At 54.0% G+C, this 15,578-nt stretch carries 17 protein-coding genes; 11 read left to right on the forward strand and 6 right to left on the reverse strand.

All coding sequences use genetic code 11. The features are described 5' to 3' along the window. The first annotated feature begins 3 nt into the window (after positions 1-3). From cdhC to thrC, 5 genes are all read left to right on the forward strand, one after another. The gene (cdhC, locus tag GAH_RS05645; protein ID WP_048096778.1) at positions 4-1,587 is read left to right on the forward strand and encodes a CO dehydrogenase/CO-methylating acetyl-CoA synthase complex subunit beta; all 1,584 of its coding nucleotides are present in this window, start codon (positions 4-6) and stop codon (positions 1,585-1,587) included. A 103-nt stretch (positions 1,588-1,690) separates the two neighbouring features. Next, on the forward strand, positions 1,691-2,473 hold the full coding sequence (locus tag GAH_RS05650; protein ID WP_048095237.1) for an ATP-binding protein: 783 nt from the start codon (positions 1,691-1,693) through the stop codon (positions 2,471-2,473). A 17-nt stretch (positions 2,474-2,490) separates the two neighbouring features. Further along, positions 2,491-3,882, forward strand: a complete 1,392-nt coding sequence (gene cdhD, locus GAH_RS05655) for a CO dehydrogenase/acetyl-CoA synthase subunit delta (RefSeq protein WP_048095239.1) — start codon at positions 2,491-2,493, stop codon at positions 3,880-3,882. A 4-nt stretch (positions 3,883-3,886) separates the two neighbouring features. Next, entirely contained in the window at positions 3,887-5,305 is a 1,419-nt protein-coding gene (acsC, locus tag GAH_RS05660) for an acetyl-CoA decarbonylase/synthase complex subunit gamma (protein WP_048095241.1), read from the forward strand. Positions 5,306-5,335: 30 nt separating this feature from the next. Continuing rightward, positions 5,336-6,493 carry a threonine synthase gene (gene thrC, locus GAH_RS05665; protein WP_048095242.1) on the forward strand — a complete coding sequence of 386 codons (1,158 nt, stop codon included), beginning with the start codon at positions 5,336-5,338 and terminating at the stop codon, positions 6,491-6,493. Here the strand turns inward: thrC and GAH_RS05670 are convergent. After that, positions 6,468-7,031: a tRNA-wybutosine modification methyltransferase TYW3 gene (locus tag GAH_RS05670; RefSeq protein ID WP_048095243.1), complete on the reverse strand. Its 564-nt coding sequence runs from the start codon at positions 7,029-7,031 to the stop codon at positions 6,468-6,470. The two genes, thrC and GAH_RS05670, sit on opposite strands and share 26 nt — an antisense overlap. After that, a complete protein-coding gene (locus GAH_RS05675; protein ID WP_048095244.1) occupies positions 7,028-7,663 on the reverse strand; it encodes an MBL fold metallo-hydrolase in 636 nt (211 codons plus the stop codon). The genes GAH_RS05670 and GAH_RS05675 overlap by 4 nt, the downstream gene beginning before the upstream one ends. Before the next feature lie 62 nt (positions 7,664-7,725). Between GAH_RS05675 and GAH_RS05680 the strand changes: the two genes are divergently transcribed. Next, complete coding sequence (locus tag GAH_RS05680; RefSeq protein ID WP_048095245.1) at positions 7,726-8,136, forward strand: archease; 411 nt, start codon at positions 7,726-7,728, stop codon at positions 8,134-8,136. On the opposite strand, the gene GAH_RS05685 is transcribed toward GAH_RS05680, so the two are convergent. Both GAH_RS05685 and GAH_RS10880 read right to left on the reverse strand, forming a co-directional pair. Next, positions 8,133-9,308 carry an argininosuccinate synthase gene (locus GAH_RS05685; RefSeq protein ID WP_048095246.1) on the reverse strand — a complete coding sequence of 392 codons (1,176 nt, stop codon included), beginning with the start codon at positions 9,306-9,308 and terminating at the stop codon, positions 8,133-8,135. The two genes, GAH_RS05680 and GAH_RS05685, sit on opposite strands and share 4 nt — an antisense overlap. Positions 9,309-9,383: 75 nt before the next feature. Next, positions 9,384-9,599, reverse strand: coding sequence for a type II toxin-antitoxin system VapC family toxin (locus GAH_RS10880; RefSeq protein ID WP_218915460.1), 216 nt, complete (start codon positions 9,597-9,599; stop codon positions 9,384-9,386). A gap of 559 nt (positions 9,600-10,158) precedes the next feature. Here GAH_RS10880 and GAH_RS05695 point away from each other — a divergent pair. After that, positions 10,159-10,365 (forward strand): ArsR family transcriptional regulator, encoded by a 207-nt coding sequence (locus tag GAH_RS05695; RefSeq protein ID WP_048095247.1) that lies wholly within the window; start codon positions 10,159-10,161, stop codon positions 10,363-10,365. Then, positions 10,362-11,090, forward strand: coding sequence for a BtpA/SgcQ family protein (locus GAH_RS05700; protein WP_048095249.1), 729 nt, complete (start codon positions 10,362-10,364; stop codon positions 11,088-11,090). Before GAH_RS05695 ends, GAH_RS05700 begins: the two co-directional genes overlap by 4 nt. Here the strand turns inward: GAH_RS05700 and tgt are convergent. Continuing rightward, a complete protein-coding gene (gene tgt, locus GAH_RS05705; protein ID WP_245603981.1) occupies positions 11,079-12,269 on the reverse strand; it encodes a tRNA guanosine(34) transglycosylase Tgt in 1,191 nt (396 codons plus the stop codon). The genes GAH_RS05700 and tgt overlap by 12 nt on opposite strands. Before the next feature lie 220 nt (positions 12,270-12,489). Between tgt and GAH_RS05710 the strand changes: the two genes are divergently transcribed. From GAH_RS05710 to GAH_RS10350, 3 genes are read left to right on the forward strand one after another with little or no spacing between them, the layout of a single operon-like run. Next, positions 12,490-13,152: a type 1 glutamine amidotransferase gene (locus GAH_RS05710; protein WP_048095250.1), complete on the forward strand. Its 663-nt coding sequence runs from the start codon at positions 12,490-12,492 to the stop codon at positions 13,150-13,152. Positions 13,153-13,189: 37 nt separating this feature from the next. Next, on the forward strand, positions 13,190-14,137 hold the full coding sequence (gene mch, locus GAH_RS05715; protein ID WP_048096780.1) for a methenyltetrahydromethanopterin cyclohydrolase: 948 nt from the start codon (positions 13,190-13,192) through the stop codon (positions 14,135-14,137). 38 nt (positions 14,138-14,175) lie between these two features. Further along, entirely contained in the window at positions 14,176-14,883 is a 708-nt protein-coding gene (locus tag GAH_RS10350) for an alpha/beta hydrolase (RefSeq protein ID WP_052747778.1), read from the forward strand. On the opposite strand, the gene GAH_RS05725 is transcribed toward GAH_RS10350, so the two are convergent. After that, positions 14,873-15,577 carry a formylmethanofuran dehydrogenase subunit C gene (locus tag GAH_RS05725; RefSeq protein WP_048095252.1) on the reverse strand — a complete coding sequence of 235 codons (705 nt, stop codon included), beginning with the start codon at positions 15,575-15,577 and terminating at the stop codon, positions 14,873-14,875. The genes GAH_RS10350 and GAH_RS05725 overlap by 11 nt on opposite strands. Position 15,578 lies beyond the last annotated feature (1 nt).

A 15,578-nucleotide genomic window follows, 5' to 3' on the forward strand; every position in this document is an offset into this window, starting at 1 on the left:
ATGATGGTTGAGAGGAAGAGGATTGAGATTCCGGAAGGTGCTAAGATTAAGGAGAGCGTTGGTGAGGAGGCAGAGTTTCCGTTTGACATCTCCCCGATGTACGAGGGAGAGAGGGTCAGGAAGGGCGACATGTACGTAGAGCTTGGCGGCACGTCCCAGCCGGGCTTCGAGCTCGTTCTTGCCCTGCCGGAGGATCAGGTAGAGGACATGAAGGTCACGCTCGTCGGCCCGGACCTCGACGAGATGGAGGAGGGCAAGGCCTATCCGTACGCGATGATCTACTACATCGCCGGCAGCCAGGTGGAGCAGGACCTCGAGCCTGTGATTGAGAGGAGGAACCACGACTTCCAGAACTACATCGAGGGCTACATGCACCTGAACCAGAGATACGACATCTGGATCAGGATCAGCAAGGGTGCCGTGAAGAAGGGCCTCAAGAGTCTCATTCAGATCGCCAAGGCCACGATGATGCTCTTCAAGAACGAGCTTCCGTTCATCGAGAAGATCGAGGCCGTTTACATAACCGACAAGGATCTCGTCGAAAAGGTGCTCAACGAGGTCGCGATGCCGATCTACGATGAGAGAGACGCGAGGGTTGAGAGCCTGCACGACGAGGATGTGGACGAGTTCTACTCATGCACGCTCTGCCAAAGCTTCGCTCCAACGAACGTCTGCGTCGTCAGCCCTGACAGGCCATCTCTCTGCGGTGCCATAAGCTGGTTCGACGGCAGGGCTGCGGCGAGGGTTGACCCGGAGGGACCGAACAAGGCCATTCCGAAGGGCGACGTCATTGATCCGATTGGCGGAGAGTACTCCGGAGTTAACGAGTTCGCCAAGGAGGAGAGCGGTGGAGAGTACGACAGGATAAAGCTCCACAGCTTCTTCGAGTACCCGCACACCTCGTGCGGATGCTTCGAGGTCATCGGCTTCTACATGCCAGAGGTTGACGGAATTGGCTGGGTCCACAGAGGATATCCCGAGCCGGCACCTAACGGGCTCACCTTCTCGACGATGGCCGGGCAGACCGGTGGAGGAAAGCAGGTCATCGGTTTCTTGGGCATCGGTATAAGCTACTTCAGGAGCAAGAAGTTCATACAGGCCGACGGTGGCTGGTACAGGACCGTCTGGATGCCAAAGGATCTCAAGCAGAGGGTCGAGAAGTACATACCCGAGGACGTCAGGGACAAGATCGCAACCGAGGAGGAGGCGAGGACGATCGAAGAACTCAAGGAGTTCCTGAAGAAGGTCAACCACCCCGTCGTTACTGGTGTTGTGAGGCCGGTTGACGGCAAGAAGATCACCGAGGGATGGGTTGAGGAAGAGGAGGAGGCCGAGGAAGAGGCCGTCGCTGAGGAGGCTGCGGTCGAGGAGGCACCAGCTGCTGCAGAGCAGCCAGCAGTCCAGCAGGTGCAGCCAGCCCAGATGGCAATGCCGATGCAGATGCCACAGCTTCCAGCGTTCCAGATGCCGCAGATTCAGGTTCCGGCCCAGCCAGCCACTGCTGGAATAAAGCTGATAATCAAGGACGCCAAGATCTACATCGACAAGGTCATAGTGAAGAGCGAGGAGAAGAAGGGTGGAAAGTAATGGCGGAGAAGGAGAAGAAGAAGCAGGAGGAGCCAAAATTTATTAAAATCACCCTTAAGGGCGCGGAAATCAGAATAAGCGAGATGATAATTGAGGAGTAGCCATGACAGTAGTTGCAGTGACTGGCAAGGGAGGAACGGGCAAGACCATACTTTCCGCCCTTTTAATCCATTTTATTTCTCAGAGAACTACCAGCGTGCTTGCCGTTGATGCAGACCCTGACAGCAATCTTCCAGATGCGCTTGGAGTTGCCGAGCTGGTGGAGAAGACGCTCGGCGACATCAGAGAGGTTTTTCAGGTAAGCAGGGACGAGATGGGGTCAACCAACAAGGAGCAGTGGCTCGAGGGGAAGATCTACGGAGAGGCGATATGCGAGTGCGACACCTTCGACCTGATAGTCATGGGAAGGCCTGAGGGCGAGGGTTGCTACTGTTATGCTAACAACCTTCTGAGGGGCGTGCTCAGGAGGTTGATGAGGCACTACGACTACATAATCATCGACAGCGAGGCCGGACTGGAGCACTTCAGCAGGAAGACCATAGACAGCGCGGACTACATAATCGTGGTTACTGACATGTCCAAGAAGGGGCTTGCAACTGCAAAGAGGATAAAGGAGCTGAGTGAGGAGCTGGATCTTGGCTTCAAGGACATTTTCCTCGTGGGGAACAGGATAGCCAACAAGGAGGCTGAAGACGTGATACGGAGGTTTGCAGACGAGATAGGGATGAAGGTCCTCGACTTCCTGCCCTACGACGAAACGATTGCTGAGCTCGACCTCAGGGGTGAGCCGGTGATAAACCTACCCGAGACCTCTGAGTACTACCAGAAGGCCAAGAAAATTGCCGATATGATTGTTGAGCTTCATGCTGAGTCCGTTACTAAATAATTTTTGGAGGTGTGGAGATGGCAAAGAAGTTCACGCTTGAGGAATTTTTTGAGACGCTGAAGAAGTACAATGTGGAGGAGCTTGAAGGGGTAAGAATCGAAGGAGACCTCGAAATTGAGGTTGAACCCGGTAGCGGTGTTGACGCGAACCTGATTCAGGCCCTTGCGGCTCTGGCAGGATACACGCAGCTCATTCAGGAGTTTGGAAACTTCATATACCACACGAACATGGCTCTGACGTATCTGCAGAGACTATCTGCCGCTCTCGGAATCCAGATGCCGCTTGGAGCACCAGCGATTCAGCAGCCCGCTGCAGTTCAGCCAGCGGTTCCTGAGGCAAAGCCGCTTGAAGTGCCCAAGTTCAAGATCCCCGAGAAGCTGATAGAGGCGAAGTTCGAGCCGTACAAGGCCGAGTACCCGGGCGTCATAGAGGAGGTCACCCTCGGTGCCACGAAGGCTGACGGGGGCACGAGAGAGACGACCGTGACCATCGGCGGAGAGAGGAGCCTTGCGTTCTACCTCTTCGACGCCGAGAATCCGAACATGCCCGTGGTCGCCATTGACATCTTCGACAGGAGGCCAATGCTCGCGAAAGCGGTCAGAGAGCACTACGAGGACGTGCTTGACGACCCGGCAGAGTGGGCGAGGAAGGCGGTGAAGGACTTTGGCGCAGATCTCGTGACGCTGCACCTCATCAGCACCGACCCGCTGCTCGAAGACACTCCCGCGAGTGAGGCGGTGAAGGTTGTTGAGGAGGTTCTGCAGGCTGTCAAGGTTCCGCTCATCATCGGAGGTTCAGGAAACAAGGAGAAGGATCCGGAGGTTCTTGAGAAGGCTGCCGAGGTTGCTGAGGGCGAGAGGGTCATGCTCGCCAGCGCAACCCTCGACATGGACTGGGAGAGGATCGGCAACGCTGCGAAGAAGTATGGCCACGTCATTCTGAGCTGGACCCAGATGGACATCAACAACCAGAAGACCCTCAACAGGTATCTGCTCAAGAGGGTTGGGATAGACAGGAACAGCCTCGTCATGGATCCGACAACCGCAGCTCTTGGCTACGGCCTTGACTACGCGTTCACCAACATGGAGAGAATCAGGATCTCTGGCTTGAGGGGCGATCAGGACCTCAACTTCCCGATATCGAGCGGTACGACCAATGCCTGGGGTGCGAGAGAGGCATGGATGATCGACTCGCCGATAGAGGGAGACACACCGTGGGGTCCGAGGGAGCTGAGAGGTCCGATCTGGGAGATTGTGACAGGAATGACCCTTGCTCTTGCCGGAGTGGACCTCTTCATGATGATGCACCCCGGAGCTGTTGCCGTGCTCAAGGAGTGGATGGGCATGCTCTACGGCACGATAAAGGACAGCATAGACAACGTTGATGACTGGATAACGATGGAGGTGTGATGAGATGAAGGTAAAGAGCCCGCTTGAGGTTTACAAGTTCCTTCCGCAGACGAACTGCGGTGAGTGTGGCTACGACACGTGCATGAGCTTTGCAGCCCAGATCATTGACAGGAACGTGAAGCCAACGGATTGCCCGCCGCTCGTCGAGAACGCCAAGAAGGACAAGAAGTTCGAGAAGAAGCTCAAAGAGCTGATCGCCCTCACCTCACCGGAGATCGCCGAGGTAATCATAGGTGTTGGCGACAACGCGGTCAAGATCGGTGGAGAGGACGTCCTCCACAGGCACGAGCTCACTTACTTCAACCCGACCGCCTTCTTCTTCGACGTCTGGGACACGATGGATGAGGCCCAGATTGACGAGAGGTGCAGCAGGGTCGTCGAGTACAGGAAGTTCTACGTCGGTGACTTCATAACCCTCGAGGGAATTGCGGTAAGATGCACATCCAACGACCCGGAGAAGTTCAGGAAGGCCGTGAAGAAGGTTGCAGAGTATGGAAAGCCCATGATCCTCGTGGCCCTCAATCCCGAGTGCATGAGGGCTGCGCTCGAGGAGGTTGCCGATCAGAGGCCGCTGATATACGCTGCAACAAAGGACAACTGGAGGGAGTTCCTTGAACTTGCGCTCGAGTTCAAGGTTCCCGTAACACTGAGGAGCAAGGATCTCAACACGCTGAAGAGCATGGCCAAGACATTCAAGGAGAGCGGGGTGAGCGACATAGTCCTCGACCCTGTCACAGAGCCTGTTGGTGAAGGGCTGAAAGCGACGTTTGAGAGGGTCGTGCAGCTCAGGAGGACTGCAATCCTCGGCGAAGATAAGGATGTGGCCTATCCGATAATGATCACGCCCATAGCCGCGTGGCTGATTGACGGAGATGAGGTGACGAAGGGATACTGGGAGACGGTCATAGCAGCAACGTTCATAGTCAAGTATGCCGACGTTATGATCTTCAGGAACCTCGAGCAGTACACTGTCATGCCCTCCGTTATCCTGAGGTACAACATCTACACCGACCCCAGAACCCCGGTTCAGGTCGAGCCCGGCCTCAGGGAGATCAACAACCCCGGCCCGGACGATCCGGTGTTCATCACCACAAACTTCGCCCTCACCTACTATACAGTTGAGAGCGATCTGACGAGCAACAACATCAAGGGATGGCTGCTCGTCCTCGACACAGAGGGTCTGGGAGTTGAGGTCAGCGTTGCTGGTGGACAGTTCACCGCAGCGAAGGTCAAGGACCTGATCAAGGAGACTGGCGTGGAGGAGAAGGTCAACCACAGGTACCTGATAATCCCCGGACTTGCTGCGAGGCTTCAGGGTGCGATAGAGGACGAGACGGGCTGGACCGTGCTGGTTGGCCCGATGGACTCCGGAAGGATCAAGGGCTGGCTGGAGAAGCAGTGGCCGCCCAAGTCAAAGGAGTAGCTTTATAAAGTTCTCTTTTTTCCACTTTTTATGTATCTTCTTCGGTGCATCGAGTGTGGGGAGAATTTTGAGAACGAGCTGATCTACACCTGTCCCAAATGTGGTGGGCTCCTTGAGGTCGTTTTTGATGTCAGCAACGCGGACTTCAGGCTCGACGGAAACAACGTCACGCTCTGGAAGTATCGAAGCCTGCTGCCCGTCAGGATAGAACCCGTAACCCTGTTTGAGGGTGGAACACCTCTGTATCCCGTTGATGTTGATGTCGATGCAAGAGTTTTTGTCAAGCACGAGGGTCTGAATCCCTCGGGGTCGTTCAAGGACAGGGGGATGACCGTTGGCGTGACTAAGGCGCTGGAGCTTGGGATGAAGAGCGTTGCCTGCGCGTCGACAGGGAACACCTCCGCGTCCATGGCAATGTACTCTGCGAGAGCCGGGCTAAGGGCGTATGTCCTGCTCCCCTCCGGCAAGGTTGCTCTCGGAAAGCTCGCGCAGGCGATGATGCACGGGGCAAGGGTTATAGCGATCAGGGGAAATTTTGATGTGGCTCTGAAGCTCGTGAGAGAGATCAGTGAGAGGAAGGGTCTTTATCTGCTGAACTCAGTCAACCCTTTCAGGCTCGAGGGGCAGAAGACGATTGCGTTCGAGATAGTCGATCAGCTCGGTCATGCCCCTGATGCGGTCTTCGTGCCCGTTGGGAATGCAGGGAACATCTCCGCGATCTACAAGGGGTTCTTGGAGCTGAGGGAGGCGGGATACATTGATGAGATCCCGAAAATGATCGGGGTGCAGGCGGAGGGTGCTAACCCCATATACAGGGCATTTGTTGAGGGAAAGGACAGCATCGAGCCGGTCGAGAACCCCGAGACAATCGCCACGGCCATAAGGATTGGTGCACCCGTAAACGCGAGAAAAGCTCTCAGAGCCGTTTACTCCTCAAAGGGGAAGGTGCTTCAGGTGAGCGATGAGGAGATCGTCAGTGCTCAGAAGATGCTCGCAAAGCAGGGCATAGGCGTGGAGCCTGCAAGCGCGTCGAGCCTCGCGGGCCTTCTCAAGGAGGACTCCGACTTCGATACGGTCGTCTGCATAGCAACAGGAAACCTGCTGAAGGATCCCGAGGAGGTCATGAGGGTTTCAGGAACGCCGGTGGAGGTTGACGCGAACATCAGCGAGATAGAAAGGCTGATCTGAACTCATCTTCGAACCTCCTAAACCTTTCCCTGCTCTTCTTCAGCTTGTCCACGCTCTCCCTGAAATTCTCCACCAGAACCCTCTCATCGGCGATGATCTCCCCGTTTCTCGCGACCAGAAACTCCACCCTCTCCTGACCCGCTATCTCCACAACGTTTTTCTTGCCAGAGATCACTCCTGCCCTCCTGAATCCTGCTCGTTTGCAGACGTCAAGAAGCCTGAAGGCAATCTCGGGATCTCTGCAGGCCACATGGATTATGGGAGGGTTCATCATGAACCACACCTCCCCCCTCCCGGCGCTGATTGCCCTCACAACCTCCTGAAATGGCGGAGGGCTGTGCCACTTTCCGAGGAAAACTGAGCCCTTTTTGTCTCCAAACTCTGGCATGTCCATAACTGCAATCCTCCCAGCGCAGCTTGATAGCGTGACGAAGTCCTCGCTGGAGTTTATGGTGTCGGTTATCTGCCTGATCCACTGGTCAATCTCCGCGCTCGCGTACTCCTGAAGTCTCCTCCTCCTGAACTCCTCCCACCTCATCTCTCGAGTCTCTTGATGATCTCGTTGATGAGACTCCTGTCGATCCTCACGCTCTCTCCGTGGCCGGGGTGTATGACCTCGACATCGAGCTGGGCAAACCTCTTCAAACTCTCGATGTACTTCTCCTGATTCCAGTTGAAGTTTCGGGACGACGGCTTAACAACGGTCTCGCCTGCCATAATGTACTTCCTGCCAACCCTCAGCAGATCGCCGCACAGCATCTCCTTGCCAACGACGATCCCTATGCTCCCCGGGGTGTGGCCGGGGAGGTGCACGATGTTCAGGTTGAGGGACTCCACGTCATGTGCCCTGAAGTGCTCCATCGGCCTCAGCCTCTCAAGCCTCTTTATGAAGTTCCCCACGAACCCCTCGAATTTGAAATCCGCTTTCCCCTCAAGGTACGGGTGCTCGTCCCTGTGGGCGTATATTTTACAGGAGAAATGGTCGGCTATCTCCACAGCGCTCCCGCAGTGGTCGTAGTGACCGTGGGTTATGATTATTCCGTCTATGCTGTCTATCTGCTCCCTCGCCCTCTTCAGGTTTCCGGGAGTGCCCGTGTCGACGAGGTACCTCTTCCCCTCACTCTCGATCAGGTAGCAGTTGCAGCCCCTGAAGCTGAGCCTGGATATCATTTCACCACCGAAGATCAGTGAACCTCCCAACATTTTTAATTTCCTGCCGTCCACCCATTGACATGTACAGGTTTCTCGATCACACCGCAGACATAGCCTTCGAGGTTAAGGCCAGCAGCCTGTCCGAGCTTTTGAGGGATGCATCTCTCGCATTCTACGAGGCGTTCACGTTTCAGGAGCTTCTCTCTGAGGAGGTTGAAAGGGAGCTTGTGGTTGAGGAGGACAGCCCTGACTACCTGCTCTTCGCGTGGCTCAACGAGCTGCTCTACCTGTTCGACACAGAGCACTTTGCAGGCAGGTCTGTGGAGGTGGAGGTTGAGGAGGGAGAGAGGCTGGTGGCAAGGGGCAGGATTCTGGGAGACAGACTCTCTCCAGAAAAGGTGAAGCTCGAGCCCAAGGCGATAACCCTTCACAACTTCCGGGTTGAGAAAAGAGATGGGGAGTGGTACGCGTTCGTCGTTGTAGACATCTAATCCCTTTTCCTGACGATTCTCCTGTATATTCTTCCCTGAAGCCCGTGGAACAGCGAGAATCCCTCAGCCATTGACTGGTCTATTGCGAGGGAGTCGAAAGATGTGAGCTCCTCGCTGTAGAGTGCGTACTCTGAATACCTCGCGACTGGCATGACATGGCCGTCGCCGAGCTTCAGCTTCACCCAGCCCGTGACCCTCTCCTGAGTCTTGTCGATGAACGCGTTGAGCGCGTCGAATAGGGGGTCGTTCGTCAGGCCGTAGTAGACGAGCTCGGCCCACTCCTCCTCCACAAACCTCTTGAACTTCAGCTCCCTCCTGCTGAGGACGAGCTTCTCAAGGTCTCTGTGAGCGGTCAGGAGTATCGTGGCGGCAGGATGCTCGTAGTTCTCCCTCGCCTTCAGGCCGAGAACCCTGTCCTCCATCATGTCCGTCCTGCCTATCTTGTGCAAACCGCCTATCCTGTTCAGCTCCCTTATGAGCTCGAAGCCGTCCATCCTCTCGTCATTTATCGCAACGGGAATCCCCCTTTCGAAGTCAATCTTTATTATCTCCTCTCCCTCAGCCCCACCCTTCGTCCACTCGTATATATCCTCCGGAGGGATGTAGGACGGATCCTCGAGCTTCCCTCCCTCCACGCTCCTGCTCCATATGTTCTCGTCAATGCTCCACGGCTTGTCCTTGGTCACAGGGATGTCTATCCCGTTCTTGAGCGCGTACTCTATCTCCCACTCTCTCGTGAGGTTGAGCTCCCTCATCGGGGCGATGACCTTGAGGTCGTATTCGTAAAAGACGTTGTCGAACCTTAGCTGGTCGTTACCCTTTCCAGTCGCTCCATGAGCCACGGCCTCGGCATTCTCCTTTATCGCTATCTCGGCAACCTTCCTCGCGATTATCGGCCTTGCCAGCGCGGTTCCGAGCACATATCCTTCATAATCTCCATTTGCCTTTATGAGCTGGAAAAGAGCCTGAACGAACTCATCTCTCGCATCGACTGTGTAGTGCTTGTCCGCGTACTTCTTACCCCTCTCCTCGGCCTTCCTCACTTCCTCCTCGGGCTGGCCTATATCCACCGTGACAGTGATGACCTCCTCGAATCCGTACCTCTCCTTGAGCAGGGGAATACAGACGGTCGTGTCGAGACCTCCGGAGTAGCAGAGGACAACCTTGCTCATGAGCTGAAGGAACGATAGAAGTATATAAAGGGTTTTTGGAAACGCTCGGGGATATGTGTGCGGTTGAGAGAAGCACTACAAGAATTGAACCTCCACATCTCTCACCTTTTCGAAGTCTCTGTCCATTGTTACTATTTTCAATCCGTAATGTTTTGCCACGCTGTACTGGTAGGCATCATCAAAATCCAGATTCAGACTTTTTCTTGCATTGATGACATCCTCGTACAACTCGAGTGGCAGTGAAATAAGCTTGGTGTTGAGCATAATGTCCTCAACGAACTTCTTTACCATATCTGAAAAGGATTACACCAATGGAGTGCAGGGAAAAGTCCGTTATGTTGAGATCTCCAGTATTTTCATCCAAAAACCTCTTGCAGTCTTCCTTCTTATTTTGGCTCAGGAGAATTTCCAAGAAAAATTTTATGTGTATTTGATAAAGTTCCAGAACAAACCCTGAACAAGAGCCAGTAGCAACAAGACAGCTCCAATTTCAGTCGGCCACCCTCCAAAAATTGCTATAATTAACAAGATGATTGTTGTAGGTAAACTAATTGAAAGATATTTCTTTAAAGACATGGTAAAAATCTAGTTTGCTACTTTATAAATGTAGCGGAACAGAACAGGTATCATTTAGCTAATATATTATTTTGAGTAAAAGTCACAAAAATATAATTCTGAATAATAAATACCTTTACATTATAGCAGGTGGTACAGTTTCTGATTATGGTTAACAAAAAGGGCTAAGAAATATTCTATTGACAAATTGACATCACCGTTGATTCTATGAAATGGTTCTAAAGTCTGGAAAACCAAAACAACCTTTATATTCTTCTGAAGAATACTGTTCCATATGGCGGAGGACATGAACAGGGCAATTCTCAAGGCGCTTGCGGAGCTTGGAAGGCCCGCGAAGTCGAAGGAGATTGCCGAGAAGATTGGAGTTCCCACGTCGAAGGTGTCCTGCAGGCTCGCGCCGCTCAGGAAGAAGGGGCTGATCGACTCTCCGGAGAAAGGGATGTACGTGATAACTGAGGAGGGCAAGAAGCTGGTTGAATGATAATCGGCGTTCTGCACCTCAAACCCCTTCCCGGAAGCCCGCTGTATTCGAGCTTTGACGAGGTTATCGAGCACGCAGTCAGGAATGCGGTCAGGCTTGAGGAGGGAGGAGTTTCCGCCATACTGGTCGAGAACTTTGGGGATGCGCCTTTTCTGATGGAGGCAGGCAAGGAGACGGTCGCGTGCATGACCGCCGTGATTAAGGAGGTAATGAGGGAAGTCTCGTTACCAATCGGCGTGAATGTTCTCAGAAACGACGCCATTGCCGCCGCAGCTATAGCCAAGGCCGTAAGGGCGGACTTCATCAGGGTGAATCAGGCCATATTCCCGTCCCTCATGCCAGAGGGCGTATCGAGGCCGGTTGCTGGAGAACTGGCGAGATTCATGCGGGCCATAGACCTCAGGGCCATGGTCTTCGTGGACGTGGGTGTTAAGCACGCTGTCCATCTGGCGAGCTTGGAGGACTATGCGGAGAACATTGAGCGAAGCTTCGCAGATGCCGTGATCGTGACAGGTGCATCGACCGGAAGCCCGCCGAGCCTTGACGACGTGAGGCTTTTCAGAGAGCTCTTTTCCATGCCTGTGCTCATTGGGAGCGGTGTTAACGACAGAAACATCCTCGAGTTCTCCAAATATGCCGACGCCTTCATAGTGGGCAGCTACTTCAAGAAGCGAGGGGAGGTGGATGTTGAGAGGGTCAGAAGGCTGTGCAGACTACTGGCCTAACCACTTCCTCTTCAGCTCCTGAAAGGCTCCGCTCTCAATGCTCTCTCTTATCCGCTCCATCAGCCGCATCATGAAGGGGACGTTGTGGTAGGATGCGAGTCTGAAGAACGTCAGCTCGTTGGCCTTGAATAGGTGCCTCAGGTAGGCCTTTGAGTACGTCTGGCAGACGAAGCAGTCGCAGCTCTGGTCTATCGGCCCGTGATCCAGCCTGAACTCGCTCCTCTTGATGTGGATCCTGAACTTGTTTCTCCTGCTCCCACCGCTCTCGGGGGATATGAACACAACACCTCTCCTCGCCCACCTCGTTGGAGTCACGCAGTCGAATGTGTCCATTCCCCTCTCAACCGACTCGAATATGTCGTCTATCCCGCCTATTCCGAGGAGGTGCCTCGGCCTTTCAGGGTCGAGCTCGGGAATGACCCACTCGAGGATGTTCAGCATGTCCCTCTTGCTCTTCCCCAGCGATCCTCCTATCCCGAAGCCATCAAATGGCAGGGAGGAGATGAATCTGGCCGATGCCACTCTGAGATCCTTGTACTCCCCGCCCTGTACTATTCCGAAGATCTTCTGCCTTCTGTCGTAGCTCTCCAGGCACCTCAGCGCCCACCTGTGGGTTCTCTCCATTGCCTTCTTCGTGTATTCATAGTCTGAGAGCGGAGAGGTACACTCGTCGAAGGCGAAGATTATGTCGCTTCCGAGGTTTGACTGAATCTCCATGCTCCTTTCCGGCGTGAGCCGAACCTTCCGGCTGTAGAGCGGGTCTCTGAACGTAACGCCATCATCATCAACGTAGGCCCATCTCTCCCCCCTGAACTCCACCTCTCTGAGCCCCTCGAGGAATATGTTGTTGGCGATCTTTCCCACGCCATGCTCCTTTCCGAAGCCGAGAGAGAAGGCCTGAAATCCTCCTGAATCGCTCATCACTATTCCGTCAAAGCTCATGAACCTGTGTATTCCCCCGTACTCCCTTATCAGCTCGTCTCCCGGCTTCATGTGGAGGTGGTAGGTGTTGGCGATCACGGCCTGAACTCCCATCTCCTTAAGATCCCTTCCGTCCAGTCCCCTCACACTTGCCAGCGTTGCCACAGGTATGAAAGCGGGAGTATCGAGCCTCTTCCCGTTTACCTTCAGGACTCCTCTTCTCGCCATGCCATCCTCGGCCGTGATGGAGAATTTCACAGGATTTCTGTTTTTGGACTGGTTATTAAATTACTTTTGTTGGTGCCTGAATAATGGTTATCTTAAGATTTTACGCTAATGTAGGAGCTTAACTCCTTTTAGATCCCGTTTATGGAGGAGATGGGACTTTGGCAGCTCTATTACTGAACAAACCCTATAAGCTGAACCTGTAAAGTTTTTCGGGGCTATCTTTATATTTGTGCCACCGGTAAATCAGACCATGAAAATTCTCGCGATAAAGAACCACAGGGCTGAGGGGCTCGGGTACATCGAGGAACTCTTCGCTCAGAAGGGCGTTGAGTACGAGTACGTTGAGGCGTGGAACGGTGAGAGAAAGGAGGATGGAGACGCGTACATTATCCTCGGCGGCCCAATGGGTGTTTACGAGGCGGAGAAGTATCCGTTTCTGAAGTGGGAGATGGAGCTCATCAGGAGGGAGGCCGAGAGAAAGCCGATTCTCGGAATATGCCTCGGGGCCCAGCTAATAGCAGGAGCTTTCGGGAAAAGGGTCTACCCGTTCAAGAAGGAGATCGGCTGGTTTTACGTAAACAGGGTCGATGATGACCCGCTTTTCGATGGATTTCCGGAGAGGATAGAGGTGTTCCAGTGGCACGGTGACACCTTCGACCTGCCGGACGGTGCCAGGCTGATATTCACCGGAGATGAGGTGAGAAATCAGGGGTTCAGGGCTGGAGAGGCGGTTGGCATTCAGTTCCACCTCGAGATGACCCTCGAGCTCATAGAGAAGTGGGTAAAGACCACTGAAGGCGTTCCGGAGAGCATAATCGACGAGAGCGCTGACAAGATAGAGGAGCACAACAGGCTGTGCGAGATCATGGTGGACAACTTCATAAGGGAGGTCGAACAAAAACACAACCTTTAAACCCTTCACTTTCCAAAAATTCTCGGAGGTGGTTAATTTGGTAAGCATAAACGAGATGGCCTTGGACATTGTTGAGGACATGCTCGATTTTGAGGAGGAGCTGAGAATTGAGTCCAAGAAGCTTGAGAACGGAGCTACGGTAATTGACTGCGGTGTAAACGTTCCCGGAAGCTACAACGCGGGAATAATGTATACCGAGATCTGCATGGGTGGTCTCGCGAGCGTCGACATCGTCGTGGACCACGTCAACGACATTCCGTTCGCGTTCATAACCGAGTACACGGATCACCCGGCAATAGCCTGCCTCGGCAGCCAGAAGGCTGGGTGGGCAATAAGCGTGGACAAGTACTTCGCAATGGGCAGCGGGCCAGCGAGGGCACTCGCGCTGAAGCCCAAGAAGACGTACGAGCAGATCGAGTACGAGGACGATGCCGACTATGCTGTCATAGCCCTCGAGGCGAGCAAGCTGCCCGACGAGAAGGTGATCGAGTACATCGCCAAGGAGTGTGACGTTGAGCCGTCCAACGTTTACGCCGTCGTCGCTCCAACTGCCAGCATAGTTGGAAGCGTGCAGATCTCGGGCAGAATAGTCGAGACGGGCATTTACAAGATGGCCGAGATTGGCTACGACCCCAAGAAGATTCTGTATGGCGCGGGCAAGTGCCCCATCGCTCCGATCCTTGAGGACGACCTGAAGGCGATGGGTGCGACGAACGACAGCATGATGTACTACGGAAGCGTTTACCTCACGGTCACAGAGTACGACGAGATCCTGAAGAACGTGCCGAGCAACACCAGCAGGGACTACGGAAAGCCGTTCTACGAGATATTCAAGGCAGCCAACTACGACTTCTACAAGATAGACCCGCACCTCTTCGCTCCCGCCCAGATAGTCATAAACGACAAGTCGACCGGAAAGACCTACGTTCACGGAAAGCTGAACGCTGAGGTGTTGCTGAAGAGCTATCAGATTGTAACGGAGTGAAACACAACCTTTTTCTTTTTCGTTTTCCACTTTCTTTCATGGAGGTTATCAGAAGGGTTTTTGAGAGTAAAGACGGTCTGGAGGTTCCGGCCTTCCACGTTTCTGCTGGGAAAGAAAGGGCTGTGCTCGTTGTCCACGGATATTCTTCCTCAAAATCCGAGTGGCTCGGCTTTTCTTACGAACTTGCGGAAAAGGGGGCTGATGTCTTCGCCATCGACCTTAGAGGCCACGGCGACAACCCGAACCCTCTGGACGAGAACGTCCTCGCCGACGTTGAAGGAGCTATTGAGGTGCTTAGGGAAGAGTACGGGAAGGTTTATGCGGTCGGACACTCCCTCGGAGCATTGCTCAGTCTCAGCAGCTCCGCTGACTTTGTGTATGCGATCTCCCCACCTCTGTCAGCCAAGCTCCCTCCCGAGCCTGTGTTCATGCTCAGGCTGAACTCCTGCAGGGTGAGGGAGAAGGATGATGGTGTGCTGTTCAGGATCCTCGAGAAGTACACGCCTCCAGAGAGGAATGGGAATGCCGTGGTTTTCTATGGCAAGGGAGAGTCCAAGGGGATTCAGATGGGCATAAAAGCATGGGCTGAGGGCAGAAACGTAAGAGTTGTGGAGGTGGGCGAGAATCAGGCCACACTGCCAGAAATCGAGGTGGACGCGGAAAAGCTGAAGAACTACCTGCCCAACTTCACAAGCCACCTGTCTGTAGTTGCGGCAAGAAAAATAGTGGAGGAAATCAGATTTTGACTATCTTCCCCTCTCCGTTGACGAGAACGTCTCCAACCCAGCCGTCCTCGGCCTTTCTGAAGGTCGGCAGAAGGTCGAAGTTGCCCCCTATCTTTATTATGCCTCCTTTCATATCTCCGCCAACGAATCCGCAGTCTCCGTGGATCACGATCTCTCCGCCCTTCATCTCTGTACCGATGAAGTCTCCTGCGGAGCCCTTTATCTCTATCACTCCTCCGGCCATCTTCTCTCCAATGTAGTTGCCCGCATTTCCTTCAATTGTTATCCCTCCACCCTGCATTCCCGTGACGTCTCCGTAGTACGCGCAGCCTATCAGGTTCTTCGCGTTCCCCTTCACCACTATCTCTCCATCCTTCATCTCAGCTCCGAGCCAGTCGTCAGCGTTCCCCTCGATCACGATCCTTCCGCCCTTCATGTACGCACCGCAGTTTGCTCCGACGTTGCCCTTCACGACTATCTCTCCCTCGCTCATTCCTGCACCTATCCACTTGACCTTTGAGAAGTCTCCGTCGAGCACGAGCTTCTTCTCGTCTCCCTGCATCTCTATCTCGAAAAGCTCCTCGAGGCTCTTCTCGAGCTTCCCGTACCAGACCTTAAAGCTCCTGATCTCCTCGAGGCCCTTCTCGGCAAGATCTGGCGTAAGCTCTGCCTCGACGCTAACCTCAAACTCGAACTTCGGCTTCAGGATGAGCATT

This window comes from Geoglobus ahangari, from assembly GCF_001006045.1.
Lineage (GTDB): Archaea > Halobacteriota > Archaeoglobi > Archaeoglobales > Archaeoglobaceae > Geoglobus > Geoglobus ahangari.

Excerpts from the sequence above, each read along its gene's own strand:
- thrC (WP_048095242.1), top strand. The coding sequence starts at position 5,336 with ATGTATCTTCTTCGGTGCATCGAGTGTGGGGAGAATTTTGAGAACGAG.
- GAH_RS05695 (WP_048095247.1), top strand. The coding sequence starts at position 10,159 with ATGGCGGAGGACATGAACAGGGCAATTCTCAAGGCGCTTGCGGAGCTT.
- GAH_RS05700 (WP_048095249.1), top strand. The coding sequence starts at position 10,362 with ATGATAATCGGCGTTCTGCACCTCAAACCCCTTCCCGGAAGCCCGCTG.
- GAH_RS10880 (WP_218915460.1), bottom strand. The coding sequence starts at position 9,599 with ATGGTAAAGAAGTTCGTTGAGGACATTATGCTCAACACCAAGCTTATT.
- GAH_RS05685 (WP_048095246.1), bottom strand. The coding sequence starts at position 9,308 with ATGAGCAAGGTTGTCCTCTGCTACTCCGGAGGTCTCGACACGACCGTC.
- GAH_RS05725 (WP_048095252.1), bottom strand. The coding sequence starts at position 15,577 with ATGCTCATCCTGAAGCCGAAGTTCGAGTTTGAGGTTAGCGTCGAGGCA.
- GAH_RS05650 (WP_048095237.1), top strand. The coding sequence starts at position 1,691 with ATGACAGTAGTTGCAGTGACTGGCAAGGGAGGAACGGGCAAGACCATA.
- cdhC (WP_048096778.1), top strand. The coding sequence starts at position 4 with ATGGTTGAGAGGAAGAGGATTGAGATTCCGGAAGGTGCTAAGATTAAG.
- GAH_RS05680 (WP_048095245.1), top strand. The coding sequence starts at position 7,726 with ATGTACAGGTTTCTCGATCACACCGCAGACATAGCCTTCGAGGTTAAG.
- acsC (WP_048095241.1), top strand. The coding sequence starts at position 3,887 with ATGAAGGTAAAGAGCCCGCTTGAGGTTTACAAGTTCCTTCCGCAGACG.
- cdhD (WP_048095239.1), top strand. The coding sequence starts at position 2,491 with ATGGCAAAGAAGTTCACGCTTGAGGAATTTTTTGAGACGCTGAAGAAG.
- GAH_RS05710 (WP_048095250.1), top strand. The coding sequence starts at position 12,490 with ATGAAAATTCTCGCGATAAAGAACCACAGGGCTGAGGGGCTCGGGTAC.
- GAH_RS05675 (WP_048095244.1), bottom strand. The coding sequence starts at position 7,663 with ATGATATCCAGGCTCAGCTTCAGGGGCTGCAACTGCTACCTGATCGAG.
- GAH_RS05670 (WP_048095243.1), bottom strand. The coding sequence starts at position 7,031 with ATGAGGTGGGAGGAGTTCAGGAGGAGGAGACTTCAGGAGTACGCGAGC.
- GAH_RS10350 (WP_052747778.1), top strand. The coding sequence starts at position 14,176 with ATGGAGGTTATCAGAAGGGTTTTTGAGAGTAAAGACGGTCTGGAGGTT.